The following is a 12,254-nucleotide window of genomic DNA, read 5'->3' as shown; positions in this document are numbered from 1 at the left end:
GGGAGTTGAAGCATGTCCACCCACGACCACGATTCCGCCGTCACCGTCACCGTCACCGTCCTCGGACTCGGCCCGATGGGCCGTGCGCTGGCAGGGGCGTTCCTGGACGCGGGGCTGCGGGTCACCGTCTGGAACCGCACCCCGGGGCGGGACCGCGAACTGCTCGACCGCGGTGCCACGGCGGCCGCGTCCCCACAGGAGGCGGTCGCCGCCAGTCCGCTGACCGTCGTCTGCGTGGTGAACTACGACGCCGCCGACGCGATCCTTCGCCCCGACGCCGTCACCGACGCGCTCAAGGGCCGTACGGTCGTGAACCTGACCGCCGACACCCCGGCCCGGGCACGGGACACGGCGCAATGGGCGGCCGCGCACGGCATCCGCTATCTGGACGGCGCGATCATGACGCCGACCACCACCATCGGCACGGCCGACGCGGTGTTCATCCACAGCGGCCCCGAGGAGCTCTACCGCGAGCACCGGCCCGTCCTCGACGCGCTGGGCGGCACGCACACCCACCTCGGCGAGGAGATCGGCCGGGCCGCCGCCTACGACGTCGCCCTGCTGGACATCTTCTGGACGGCGATGGCCGGCTATGCGCACGCCGTGGCCATGGCCCGGGCCGAGGGCATCACCGCGCGCGAACTGGCCCCCTTCGCGCGGGGCATCGGCGCGATCCTGCCGCCTCTCTTCGAGGAGTTCGCGGGCGACGTCGACGACGGCACCTACTCCGGCGAACTCAACCCGATCACCTCCGCCGTCTCCACCATGTCCCACGTCGTCGAGGCCTCCGAGGCCCACGGCATCGACGCCGGCGTGATGCGCGCCGTCGAGGGCCAGGCCCGCCGGGTCGTCGCCCTCGGCCACGGCACGGACGGCTTCATGCGGGTCACCGAGCTGCTGGGCGGCCACCGGCGGTGATCCACTCCTCCAGGACGGGGAGGTCCCGGGCGGTGAGGCCCTCGCGGTGATCGACGCGGTGGAGCAGGGCGGGCGCGGGGTGCGAACCGGCCACCCAGGCGCGGTCGGCGTCGGAGATCTCGTCGTCGACCCAGAGGAAGGGGCGGCCGGCGGCCCACGCCACGAGTGCCTTTGTCTTCGAGTGCGGTCTGCGGGGCCCGAGCCGGGGTTCCTCATCCTCGTCCGGCCAGTCCACCACTGGCAGTGGGGGCAGACCGAGCCAGGGTGCGACAGCCGCGTTCGCGTCATCCATCCAGGTCGTGGCCCACACGAGCTCACAGCCGAGCTCGGCGAGCCGGCGCAGACGGGTGCCGAGGGCGGGGTCGATGCGGTTGAGGAGGGGGTGGGCGGCCGTCTCGGGCAGGGGGTGGGGCGGTTCGTACAGCGGATACGGCCGCTCCGCCCCGAAGGGGATCAGCGTTCCGTCGACGTCCAGGAAGAGGAGGGCGGTGGGAGGCATCGGTAAGAGGATCTCCCTCGCCCCTCAGAACGGCAACGCCCTCCCGTGCACCACCTCCAGCCCCGCCACCGCCCGGGTCACCACCACATACAGCCGGTGCAGCCCCCGCTCCTCCGCCTCCACGATCGCGGCCGGCTCCACGGCGACGACATGGTCGTACTCCAGCCCCTTCACCACACTCGCCGGCACGACCGCCACCCGCGCCCCCAGCTCGTCCGCGCCCCCCGCCTCGATGCCGGCGGCCCCCAGCGCCTCGCGCACCCGGGCCACGTCCCCGTCGGCGGCGACGACCCCCACGGACCCCTCCCGGCCCAGCGCGTCCCGTACGGCGTCCACGACCGCCCCCGGCAGATCGCCGTCGGCCTGCCGAAACCGCAGCTCTCCGTCGCCGCGCAGCGAACGGGCCGCCGGCACCTCCACGTCCAGTCGCTCCAGCAGCCGGTTGGCGAGTTCCAGCACGGCCCCGGGCACCCGGAACCCCGTCGTGAGCGGTACGACCACCGCGTCCGGCTTGCCCAGATGCCGCAGCACCGTCTCCCACGACCGCGCGGCCCAGGGTGTCGTCGCCTGGGCCAGGTCCCCCAGCACGGTCAACGACCCGAAGGCCGCCCGTCGTGCGATCGCCCGGCACTCCATCGGCGACAGATCCTGTGCCTCGTCGACGACGACATGGCCGTACCCCCGCGGATGCTCGATGAGCCCGGCCACCTCGTCGAGCAGCACCAGGTCGGCGGCCGACCAGCGCGCCGACTTCCACGACCGCGGCGGCTTCGCCCACAGCAGGGCCTTCTGCTCGTCGGCGTCCAGCACCCCGTCGGCGGCGGCCGCCAACACCTCTGGCTCACCGAGCAGTCGGGCCACGACCTCCTCGGGCCGAACCCGCGGCCATACGGCGTCGACGTACTCCCTGACCGCCCGCGCCCCGGAGACCTTCCGCACCCACGCGTTGCTCCGCGGCCCGGCCCGCCGCTCGGCCTGCTGCCGCACACGCCGCACCACCCGCGTCCGCACCCGCTCCCGCCCGACGGCATACGGCGGCTCCTCGCCCCGCACCCCCGCGACGATCCGCTCCAGCTCCTCGGCCGAGACCCGCCACCGGTACGAACCGTCGGGTACGACAAGGGAGTCGGCCACCCCGGCGCCGCCCGCCACGCGCGCGTACAGCGCGCGCCGCAGCACCTCCGCCATCCGGACGTCATGCTTGACGACGGCCGCCCGCTCACCGTCCACCCCACGCGCCGGGTACCGGGCGATCTCCTCCCCCAGCGTCGACTGCCGGACGCCCGTCTCGCCGAGGGCCGGGAGAACCTGGGAGATGTACGACAGGAAGGTCCGGTTGGGGCCGAGGATCAGCAGGCCGCCGCGGCGGATGCGCTGCGGGTGGGTGTAGAGCAGGTAGGCGGCGCGGTGCAGGCCGACGGCGGTCTTGCCGGTGCCGGGCGCGCCCTGCACGCACACCGACAGGGCGAGGTCTCCTCGTACGAGATCGTCCTGCTCGGGCTGGATGGTGGCCGCGATGTCCCGCATGGGCCCGACGCGGGGCCGCTCGATCTCCCGGGCGACGATCTCGCTGGCCCGGGACTCGCCCCGGTCGAGGTGCTCGTCCTCGAGCCCGGTGAGGTCGGCGGAGTCCCCGCGGCTGCCGGGTGCCCAGCCGAACCGACGCCGTACGGCCACGCCCTGCGGGTCAGGGGCGGAGGCCTGGTAGAAGGCCCGGGAGACGGGGGCCCGCCAGTCGACGACCAGGGGCGGGTCGGCCGGACGCTCGGTGATCCGCAGCCGCCCGATGTGCAGGCTCTGCCGATCTCTCTCCAACCGCCCGAAGAACAGCGGCCCCTCGGGCAGCTCACGCATCTCCTTCGCGCGACTGCGCAGCTGATACCCCAGCACCTCGGCGTCGGCACCGGAGGCGGAGACGTCCTCACCGGTGACGACGTGTTCCTGGGCCCCGTCGACCATGGCGGCGAGGGCGGCGCGGCAGCGGTCGTGGTGGGCGCGTTCCTGGCGGAGGGCGTGGTGCAGGGCAGGGTCGGTCGACGTCATTCCACGAAGCGTACCGAAAACTCGTAACCGAGTTAAATATTTTACCGAGCCTCACAACCGCGCAGCCGCTCAGCGGAGGCCACCGACTGCCCGCGAGCGCCCCTCCCCCCTCGGCTTCACCGCACGGTCAGCCCCGGCAACCCCGCCTCCAACTGCCCGAACGCCCGCTCCGCCGCCGCCACCGCCTCCCCGCGCACCTCGGCCGCCCGCTCCCCCGCCGCCATCCGCCGCCAGTTCTCCAGCGCGAGGACCCGCTGCACGGCGACGATCTGCCCGGCGGCCAGCCGCGCGTCGAGCCCTCCGCCGAGCGCCTCGGCGAGCGCGGCCTCGGAGCGTTCGAGGTAGCCGTGCAGGCGGGCGGCCAGCGCGGGAGTCCCGTACAGCATCGACTGGTACGCGAGGACATGCGGATCGTCATTGAGCCCGGTGATCGGGTCACACCGCTCCAGCCCGTCCAGGAAGTGCCGCCGCAACGCCTCGACGGGCGAGGGCCCCTCCCGCACCACCCGCGCGGCCTCGTCCTCATGGTCGGCGAACCGGTACAGGACGAGATCCTCCTTCGTCGGGAAGTACCGGAAGAGCGTCGGCTTCGAGATCTCCGCGGCGGCGGCCACCTCGGCCACGGAGACGGCGTCGAAGCCCTTCTCCAGGAAGAGGCGGATGGCGGTGTCGGACACGGTCTGGTACATCCGCTGCTTCTTGCGCTCACGGAGGCCGGTCTCGGTGCTGCCTGGCTTACTCATGGCGGCGAGCCTACGCAGCCGCGGAACCTTCCTCAGGGCGCCGTTCCCCTTCGCCACTGCGGAATCAGCGCGAGTTCCCACAGGTCGTCGAAGTGCTTGATCCAGGTGGAAACGGCTTGGTCGGCAGCAGCAGTGCCCTCCCGGGACCAGACATTGAGGTCGGTTCGGTAACCCTTCGGGTCGTAGTACTCCTCGCCCCTGTGGTGCATCCGCACGGACAGGTCGTACAGACCGTGCAGCACCTGGACTCGGTTGAATATGCAGATCTTGTCGCGCGGAATGCCCAGGTAGCAGCGATACTCGCACTCCACGACCAGCCTGCCGGTGGCGGTGAGCCGCTCGGCGATGTCCGACAGCTTCTCCTCGAACTCCTGGCACCGCGCGGACATGCGGTCACGGAACGCCGGGTCGTCCACCGGCCGGCCGTCGGCGCCGACCATGGAGGGCACGATCATCTCCTGCTCGAAATCTGGCACGAGCATCCGGACCGAAACTCTCCGGATCGGCCCGCGATTGTCGAAGAGGTCCTCCAGACGGTGGTAGAGCTCGTGATAGAGCGTCTCGCCGGTGTAGCCGAGGAAGCTGATCTCCACTTTCCGGGCGTTGAACGCCTCACTGACGAAACTGCCGAGCTGACGTGAGTTCACGAGCGACCGCGACGGAACCCGCACCAGGGACGACAGCTCCTTCACGGCGTCGTACAGCACATAGCCGACCAGGCTGAGCAGGGCACCGCCGAGGTAGGCCTTGCCCTGCAGGGCGTCGCCGACCGGCTTGACGAACTGCGCGGTGAGTCCGGTGGCGAAGACCCCCAGGAAAAGAGCCCGGGTCACCACGGACTCGAAGCGCTCCTGGTAGCGCCTCAACCGCCGAACGACCCCACCCTCGGCCGAACCGCTTGCCCGATCGGACATGCGCGCCGCCCTCCACGTCGCAGAACCCGACGGAGCGTCATATGCCCCTGGATGGGCCGCCCTTCGGTGGAGTCATGGTCCTCTTATGCCAGGGCGCGGGCAAGATAGGGATTCACGGTCGGGCGGATCGGCAGACCGAGGGATCCGATGGCGGCAGCCAGCGTCATCGCGTACGAGTCCACGGCCCGACGCACGTTGGGCGCGTCCAGGCTGGCTCCGGTAACCAGGCGGTCGAGATCCACGTACGCCGACCGCACGATCTCGATCCACCGGTAGACACGCCAGTCCCGGCGCCATTCGGCGGTGTACTCGGGGGCCAGACGCCCCTCCCAGCGACGGAACATACGGTCGCGGATCTCGGGCCGGGTAGGCGTGAGGTGCATGTGGCGGACCAGGTCGTAGAGGGGGTCGCCGACCACCGCCATCTCCCAGTCGATGATGGTCAGCGCCAGGCGGTCGTCCCGGCGCACGAGGTTCCACGGGTTCAGGTCGCCGTGCAACAGGGACGGCTCACGGTGGCTCACCTCGTGACGGGACAGGATCAGCTGCAGACGCTCGGCGTCGGGAAGCCCCAGGAGGCGGGCAAGCTGCTGCGACTCCTTCGGCAAGTCTCTGACCAGATCGACGAGTTGGTTCCTCAGCCACTGGAAGAACCCGCCTTCGCCGGCGGCCGGGTCGACTTGTTTGTAGTCCACGTCCGTCAGCGCGCAGAGCTGGTCGACGAGTCCGTCCGCCTCGTGCGGAAGCAGACCGTGCTCGGGGTGGCTCGGCGGCCCGTCGATGTCGCGTTGGCCGACGTACGTCTGAATGGAGAAGGGGTCGCTCTGGTAGCCCTCGCCGAGCGCCAGGATCCTGGGCACCGCCACGTCGACCTGCGACTTCTCGATCGCCTGGAGCACGGCGTGTTCACTGAGGAAGCTGCGCTCGCGCCGGCAGACGTCCGTCAGCTTGCGCCGGACCACGACGGGGAATCCGACGCCCGGCACCCGGACCACCGTGTTGAGGTGCGCGGTTCCCTTGAACACCCGTCCAGCGGGCGCAGCGCCTTCCGCGCGCAGGGCTTTTCGCACGGCGGAGGCGGGAAAGTCGGGGTGCTCGGGGACCCGGCGGTCCGGCTTCCAGTCGAAGGCCTTCGCGATCAGGCCACGACCGCGGATGTCACGTTCGCTCCGCGAGGCAAGCCAGCGGAAGAGCGCCCCCTCGATCTCCGCCTTGCTCGGAACGTTTCTGAGCCGAAGCGGTCCCTGCGCCGCCATCAGCGCCCGATGCACCTCCGCGGTCGCCTCGTCGAGGCGCTTCTGGGTGAACGACTCCTCCAACGACCGCGCGGCGCGCATCACGTCCGGGTACACCGACTGGGCTTGCTCGAAAGCGACGTAGTGACGCAGGTCCTTGGCCACACCGCTGACGGCGGCGGGCCGGATCTCCCGCATGGCGGCCACCCACGCCTCGACCACCTCGCCCCACTGGTCCGAGGGGTACTGCATCCGTACCAGGTGCGTCGCGAGGTCGTGCAGGGGGTCCCCGTAGGTGGCCAGCTCCCAGTCGACGCAGATCAGGGGCGGGTCACCGCCATAGGACACGATCAGGTTGTCGCGGTGGAGGTCGGCGTGCAGCAGGCTGTACGGCCGCCGGGCCATTGCGGGGACCCGTTCGGCGAGCCGGATAAGAGCGTCCTCGGGGATGCCCAGCGCCGCGAACAGTCCGCCGAAGGTGAGCCAGTTGGGCCGGCGGATCTGCCGGTCCGCCATCTGGGCCAGCGTCTGGAGGAAGCCCTGGCTGTCCATGTCGTTGCGTGGCCAGGCGGCCGGCAGCGGAGGCAGCGCCCCGCGGCGTACCTGCGACATCTGGGCGAGCAATTCGGCGAGTGCTCTGATCAGGAGGGTGTCGACGGGTTTGCCGTTGCCGCAGACGCTGGACAGCGGAACGCCCTTCACATAGCTGTGAAGGGCGAACCCGTCTCCCTTGACCAGGCACTCCGGCACATGCGGCAGGACGCCCTTGATCGCGTCGAGGATCTCGGCCTCGTTCTCCCAGGTCCTGATGACCACGGGCAGCGCGTCGGCCCGCCGGACACGTACGGTCACGGAGGTCCCGGCCTCCCGCCCCACCAGCCATGCCACGTTCTCCGTCAGCGGGAACACGTAGTTCTGGTTGTGATGGCCCTTGGTCGCCTGTCCCAGCAGCGTCGCGTTTCCTACGAACTCCCGGTAGGTGCCGTCGGGCGTGGCTCGCACCCCGTGAAAGGGACGGGGACGAGGAGGTGCGTCCACTGGCCGCTCCGGAACGAGACGAGATCGCTATGGCAAAAGTAAGCACGCACAAAGCCCCCCGCGACCAGAATGTGGCTGGAGTGGCGACTACGGGTGGTTTGCCACTCTTTTGCGTGAGGCCGGTGCGAGGAGGTTCGAGATTGACGTGTTGGCCATCTCATACGTATGAATGTGAGCGGTTGCTCAGTCGGTGCGGGCATGCTACAGCACTGAACTCAGGCCTCATTGGGCGCCCGACGCACCACTGCTCGAGAGCCGCACCCAGACCGAGTCGAACCACTTCTGCATGTTGTCCACGAAGACCGAGCCCGGCGACGTCGGGTCCGAGTCCTTCAGATGGTGTGTGAGAGCGGCGCCGTAGCCCAGCACGTCCAGCGCCTCGATCACGTCGCCGTTGTCCAGGACCACGGGCCGCTCGATGACGTCGTACAGCCCGTGCAGCACCTCGGCCCTGTTGATGACATAGACCTTGAACGTCGGGGTCAACGGTGTGCGCCGGATCTCCAGCTCGACGGACGACACCAGATTCTCCGCCTTCAGACTGCCGAGCACCCGATGCAACGACGTCTCGTGCTGCGCGGCGATGCGCTTGAGGCGCTCCCGCAGGAGCGGATCGGACGGGTCACCCTTGACCTGGGGATAGGGCAGCTCCAGATAGTCGGAGGGCAGGAGCATGCGCAACACGATCCGCCGGGGCCTGATGGCGCCGGTCATGATCCGCTCTGCCTGCATCTTGATGTGCGCGTCCAGGGACTCCGACGTCAACGTGTAGACGTCCAGGGTGACTTCGTCGCGCTCGAAGGCCTCGCTGATGAACGGGCCCAGCGTCATCTGCTGACGCGACCGGGTGGCCCTGGCCGTCGGGGAGTGAACACGCTGGTTCTTGATGACACGCGCCCGCCTGCCCTGCTGCGTGTCGATCAGGCCCTCGTTGCCCAGCTCCTGCACCACGCGTTGGACGGTGTCCCGCGAGACGTCGAACTCCTCGGCAAGCCGGCGTTGGGACGGCAGATGGGCGTCCAGCGAGTACGTGCCGTCGGCGATCCGCTCCCGAAGCGCCTCGGACACCTTCCGGAATGCCTGCCCGTCACTACTCCCCTTACCGGTCACACAGCGTAGGTACCTCTTCCGGCCGACAAGCAAACCAGTTCAGGCCAGGCAACCCATCCAGTCAACTCCACGGTTACTGGATCTAGTTGACCGGGCATGCCTGAAGTTGACCGACAACCAGGCAAGGACATAGTCCAGTTGCCGGATTCGCCGCAAGCGGCGGGGAGGGGGTGAAGGCCGTGGTCATGCAGCTATCCGGGGGCACTTGGGAACTCGGCGACCTGGTTCAACTTGCCGGTATGGCCGCCGGGCTGGCCGGATTTGTGGCCGCCCGGCTGCGCAGGCGGGCCGCCGGGCGGGCGGGCAAGGACGGGGCGAGCAAGGGCCGGGAAGGCGACGCGGCTAGCCCGAACTGCGGGCGATCCGCAGCAGCGGCTCCAGCGAGGACACGACCAGCTCGGCTCCGGCTTCGCGCAAAGTCTTGGCTTTCCTTTCGTTACGCGCGAAGCCCAGGAAGGGCACGCCGGCCTGCAATGCGGCCGAGTGGTCCGAGGGCGTGTCGCCGATCATCAGAGCGGTTGAGGGGGCGGCGCCCATCGCGTTCAGGGCGCGGTTCAGGCAGTGCGGATGCGGTTTGAGCAGATGCAGCTCCTGGGTCCGGCCGTAGATGTGGGGCGCGAAGCAGGAGACCAGGCCGCGGCTGGTGAGGTACGTGCGGACCACGCGGGGTGAGTTGTTGGTGGCGATGGCCATTCGGGGTCCGACCGCACGCCAGGTGCGTATCAACGGGTCCGCGTACGCCGTGGGCATCGCCGAGGACGTCGCCCGCAGTTCCTCCTTGGTGAGACGTTCCTCCAGCTCCGCCACCAGGTCACTGCCGGGATGCCGGCGGTCCACGGCGCGCAGCACGATGTGCGGGTCCAGGGACTCGCGTTCTGCCTCCGTCAGCAGGCCGTGCAACCCCCGCCCCTCGAGCCACTCCACCAGATCGGTGGCCACCCGCTCCGCCGAGTGCCCGGCGAACAGCCGGCAGATCGGGCCGTCGAAGTCCCAGAGCACGATGCGGGCATGGGTGATCAGTTCGCGGAGCTGTTCCGTGTCGTTCTCGGTCTCAGCGGTCACCGGTTCAGTCTGCTGCTTCGTATCAGAAGTCACTAGGAGAGTGTCAGGTCAGTGCTGATGGTTTCCCAGAGGGCGTCGAACCACTTCTGGGATTCCTCAACGAACGCGGCGTCGCGCTGACCGGCCTGCTTGACGAAGGAGAACAGCAGGGACTTGGAGCCGAGGGCGTCGTACATCTCCAGCGTCTGGCTCTCGTACTCCTCCTGGCGTTCGGTGAGCACGTAGTACCCGATCAGCGCTTCCTCACCGTTGAGCAGGTAGAGCTTCACCGGCGGTGTGAACGGCAGTGCGCGGAACGCGACATGGACCTCGATGCCGTGCGTGGAGCGGACGGCCTGCAGGTTGTGGCGCAGTACCTGCGCCTGGGCGTTGCGCATCGCCAGCCAGCGCTTGTGGACCGGATCGTCGTCCCCCCGGCCCTCCACCAGCACCGGAAAGGCGAGATGGATGTCCCGCGACGGCAGCAGCACCCGGACGTCGATCGACTCGGGGCGGATCGAGCCCTCATGGATCAGGCGGAGGGGTTCACCGAGGGCCAGCATCAGGGTCTCGGAGGTGTGGCATACGACGTCGACGCGGACGTGCGGCACGGCGAAGGCCTCCGTCAGACGGGGTGCCAGGCTGACCATCGTCGGCTGGGGGGCGCCCCTCGTGGGAGCCGGGAGGGCGATGCGCGGCGGGCTGCCCTTGCTGACGTTGGTGAGGAGGCCGTCCTCCTGGAGCGCGCGCAGCGCCTGGCGTACGGTGCCTCGCTCCACGCCGAACTCCTCGGCCAGCTCGGCCTGGGTGGGCAGGCGGTCGCCCGCCTTGAGCTCTCCGACGCGGATCCGTTCCCGCAGGATGTCGGCGATCTCCTGGGGAGAGAGTCTCCTGCTGCCGTTCACTGCCACGTTCTCCTGAGTCACGACCAAACGTTACAACTCTCATCCATCTGGAGGGAGTTGTTTGTAGCTTGTTTCAAAGTAGAGGCCAAGTGGGGACAACTTAGTCAGAGTTGGCATCTAGTTGGTTGAGTTGGCGGAAGTAATCCTTCCATCCCCAGGAGCCCGAAGGAGGAAACACCGATGCCCGTCCTCGCACTCCTCTCCGCCGTCTTCGTCGTCGGCGTCGAGCAGACCCTCCAGTGGAAGTACGGCACCACCGGCATCATCGGCCTGCTGCTGCTCACGATAGGCATCAAGGCGAAGAGCCCGGCCGTCAGTTCGATCGGGGCCGTCGTCCTCGCCGTCCTGGTCTCGGGGCCCGCCCTATGAGCAGTGCGCCCCACTGCAGCGACGAACAGACAGGTCAAACGTTGTGGGGGACGATCAGCTCGTGAGCACCAGCTCCGAACTGATCGTCTCCCACAACGCGTTGAACCACACATGCGACTGCTCCACGAACGTCGTGTCCCGCAGCCCGGCCCCCTGCTCGAAGGCGAACAGCGTCGACTGGATGCCCGGGGCGTCGTACATCTCCAGCTGCTGGTGGTCGATCTCCACCGGGCGGCGCGTCAGTGTGTAGTAAGCGAAGAGCGCCTCCGTGCTGTTGAGCAGGTACAGCTTCACCGGCGGAGTGAACGGCAGCGCACGGAAGCTGACCTGCACATCGATGCCGTGCGTGGCCCGCAGCGCCAGCAGATTGTGCTGGAGCACCTGGCCCTGGGCGTTGCGCTGGGCGAGCCAGCGCCGGCGCAGCCGCTCGTCGGCGTCGTCGGCCGAGGTGTCCACCGGCGTGGGGAAGGCGAGCGAGATGTCGCGGCTCGGCAGCAGGACGCGGACGTCGACCTTGGCCGGTTTCAGTTGCCCGGCGTGGATCTGGCGGAGCGGTTCGCCGATGGCGAGCGTGAGGGAGACCGAGGTCATGCACAGGGCGTCGATCTCGACCTGCGGGGCCGCGAAGGCGGCGGCGATGCGCGGGGCGAGGGCCACCATGGTGGGCTGCGGCGGGGCTCCCGGGCCGGTCAGCGCCTTGCCGAGGTCGGGGGCGACGGTCGCAGGCGCCCCTTTGGACACGTTGGTGAGCAGGTGCTCCGACTGCAGGATGCGCAAGGCCTGCCGTACGGCTCCGCGCTCTACGCCGAACTCGTCCGCCAGCTTGGCCTGCGTGGGCATGCGCTGGCCGGGCCGCAACTCGCCCGAGGTGATCCGGGCGCGCAGCTCGTCGGCCACCTCCCGATGTGACTTCTGTGGCCGCTGTGACCTCTTCCGCCCATTGACGGAGGCGTGTTTCGGCTCCACGACCAAACACTACAACTTCCCGCCATCTTTAGGCAGTTCCGGGGATGGTGGTTATGAGACGCGTCCAAGCGGTCATAAGTACAGTGAAGTTGGCTGCCAACTTCAACAACATGGTCAAACTTCAGGAAGGTTGGCCGCATGCCGCTCATCTACCTCGCCGTCGCCGCGCTGGCCATCGGATTCGAGCAGCTCGTCCAGTGGAAGTACGGACCGATGGGCATCGTCGCCTTCCTCGCGCTGTCCATCGGCATCAAGGCCAGGAACACCATGATCGGCGGCATCGGAGCGGTGATCCTCGTCCTGCTGCTCGCCCACTAGGAACCAGGTTCGGCTGGTCGGGCTCCCTTCCGGAGGGGAGCCGGGAGCCCGGTCAGTCTGCACAGTCACAACTGAACAGCGACAACTGAACATCGATCGCACAGCCACAACTGAACAGCTCGCTACGGATGAGCAGACCTGTCGCCGACGGAGAG

12 protein-coding genes and 1 pseudogene are annotated in these 12,254 nt (G+C 69.0%); 4 read left to right on the top strand and 9 right to left on the bottom strand.

The genetic code is table 11. The features are described from left to right. Nucleotides 1-12: 12 nt before the first annotated feature. Nucleotides 13-918, top strand: coding sequence for an NAD(P)-dependent oxidoreductase (locus IF78_RS0121765; RefSeq protein ID WP_031479066.1), 906 nt, complete (start codon nt 13-15; stop codon nt 916-918). Here the strand turns inward: IF78_RS0121765 and IF78_RS0121760 are convergent. The 5 genes from IF78_RS0121760 to IF78_RS0121740 form a co-directional block, all read right to left on the bottom strand. After that, on the bottom strand, nt 887-1,417 hold the full coding sequence (locus IF78_RS0121760; protein ID WP_031479068.1) for an HAD domain-containing protein: 531 nt from the start codon (nt 1,415-1,417) through the stop codon (nt 887-889). The genes IF78_RS0121765 and IF78_RS0121760 overlap by 32 nt on opposite strands. Before the next feature lie 24 nt (nt 1,418-1,441). Continuing rightward, the gene (locus tag IF78_RS0121755; RefSeq protein WP_031479070.1) at nt 1,442-3,460 is read right to left on the bottom strand and encodes a HelD family protein; all 2,019 of its coding nucleotides are present in this window, start codon (nt 3,458-3,460) and stop codon (nt 1,442-1,444) included. Nucleotides 3,461-3,576: 116 nt separating this feature from the next. Then, entirely contained in the window at nt 3,577-4,203 is a 627-nt protein-coding gene (locus IF78_RS0121750) for a TetR/AcrR family transcriptional regulator (protein ID WP_031479072.1), read from the bottom strand. Between the two features lie 32 nt (nt 4,204-4,235). After that, nucleotides 4,236-5,117, bottom strand: coding sequence for a hypothetical protein (locus IF78_RS0121745; RefSeq protein WP_031479074.1), 882 nt, complete (start codon nt 5,115-5,117; stop codon nt 4,236-4,238). Nucleotides 5,118-5,200: 83 nt separating this feature from the next. Further along, nucleotides 5,201-7,354, bottom strand: coding sequence for an aminoglycoside phosphotransferase family protein (locus tag IF78_RS0121740; protein WP_051828067.1), 2,154 nt, complete (start codon nt 7,352-7,354; stop codon nt 5,201-5,203). A 58-nt stretch (nt 7,355-7,412) separates the two neighbouring features. Between IF78_RS0121740 and IF78_RS50900 the strand changes: the two are divergent. Next, nucleotides 7,413-7,559: pseudogene (locus IF78_RS50900) on the top strand (hypothetical protein); the annotation flags it as partial. Nucleotides 7,560-7,612: 53 nt separating this feature from the next. Here the strand turns inward: IF78_RS50900 and IF78_RS0121735 are convergent. The 3 genes from IF78_RS0121735 to IF78_RS0121725 all read right to left on the bottom strand — a co-directional run bounded on the left by IF78_RS0121735 (nt 7,613) and on the right by IF78_RS0121725 (nt 10,473). Next, complete coding sequence (locus tag IF78_RS0121735; RefSeq protein ID WP_234439764.1) at nt 7,613-8,458, bottom strand: winged helix-turn-helix domain-containing protein; 846 nt, start codon at nt 8,456-8,458, stop codon at nt 7,613-7,615. Nucleotides 8,459-8,842: 384 nt separating this feature from the next. Further along, nucleotides 8,843-9,562, bottom strand: coding sequence for an HAD family hydrolase (locus tag IF78_RS0121730; RefSeq protein WP_031479080.1), 720 nt, complete (start codon nt 9,560-9,562; stop codon nt 8,843-8,845). A gap of 32 nt (nt 9,563-9,594) precedes the next feature. After that, complete coding sequence (locus IF78_RS0121725) at nt 9,595-10,473, bottom strand: winged helix-turn-helix domain-containing protein (protein ID WP_107049987.1); 879 nt, start codon at nt 10,471-10,473, stop codon at nt 9,595-9,597. Between the two features lie 153 nt (nt 10,474-10,626). Here IF78_RS0121725 and IF78_RS0121720 point away from each other — a divergent pair, with 153 nt between their 5' ends. Next, nucleotides 10,627-10,815: a hypothetical protein gene (locus IF78_RS0121720; RefSeq protein ID WP_031479084.1), complete on the top strand. Its 189-nt coding sequence runs from the start codon at nt 10,627-10,629 to the stop codon at nt 10,813-10,815. A gap of 54 nt (nt 10,816-10,869) precedes the next feature. On the opposite strand, the gene IF78_RS0121715 is transcribed toward IF78_RS0121720, so the two are convergent. Then, nucleotides 10,870-11,787, bottom strand: coding sequence for a GntR family transcriptional regulator (locus IF78_RS0121715; RefSeq protein WP_078662538.1), 918 nt, complete (start codon nt 11,785-11,787; stop codon nt 10,870-10,872). A 132-nt stretch (nt 11,788-11,919) separates the two neighbouring features. On the opposite strand from IF78_RS0121715, the gene IF78_RS0121710 reads away from it, so the two are divergent. Beyond that, nucleotides 11,920-12,099, top strand: coding sequence for a hypothetical protein (locus IF78_RS0121710; protein ID WP_031479088.1), 180 nt, complete (start codon nt 11,920-11,922; stop codon nt 12,097-12,099). Nucleotides 12,100-12,254 lie beyond the last annotated feature (155 nt).

This window comes from Streptomyces bicolor (genome assembly GCF_000719285.1).
Classification (GTDB): Bacteria; Actinomycetota; Actinomycetes; order Streptomycetales; family Streptomycetaceae; genus Streptomyces; species Streptomyces bicolor.
Note: the sequence above shows the minus strand (reverse complement) of the source record. Positions and strands in the feature narration are given on the sequence as shown.

Excerpts from the sequence above, each read along its gene's own strand:
- IF78_RS0121765 (WP_031479066.1), top strand. The coding sequence starts at position 13 with ATGTCCACCCACGACCACGATTCCGCCGTCACCGTCACCGTCACCGTC.
- IF78_RS0121760 (WP_031479068.1), bottom strand. The coding sequence starts at position 1,417 with ATGCCTCCCACCGCCCTCCTCTTCCTGGACGTCGACGGAACGCTGATC.
- IF78_RS0121755 (WP_031479070.1), bottom strand. The coding sequence starts at position 3,460 with ATGACGTCGACCGACCCTGCCCTGCACCACGCCCTCCGCCAGGAACGC.
- IF78_RS0121750 (WP_031479072.1), bottom strand. The coding sequence starts at position 4,203 with ATGAGTAAGCCAGGCAGCACCGAGACCGGCCTCCGTGAGCGCAAGAAG.
- IF78_RS0121745 (WP_031479074.1), bottom strand. The coding sequence starts at position 5,117 with ATGTCCGATCGGGCAAGCGGTTCGGCCGAGGGTGGGGTCGTTCGGCGG.
- IF78_RS0121720 (WP_031479084.1), top strand. The coding sequence starts at position 10,627 with ATGCCCGTCCTCGCACTCCTCTCCGCCGTCTTCGTCGTCGGCGTCGAG.
- IF78_RS0121710 (WP_031479088.1), top strand. The coding sequence starts at position 11,920 with ATGCCGCTCATCTACCTCGCCGTCGCCGCGCTGGCCATCGGATTCGAG.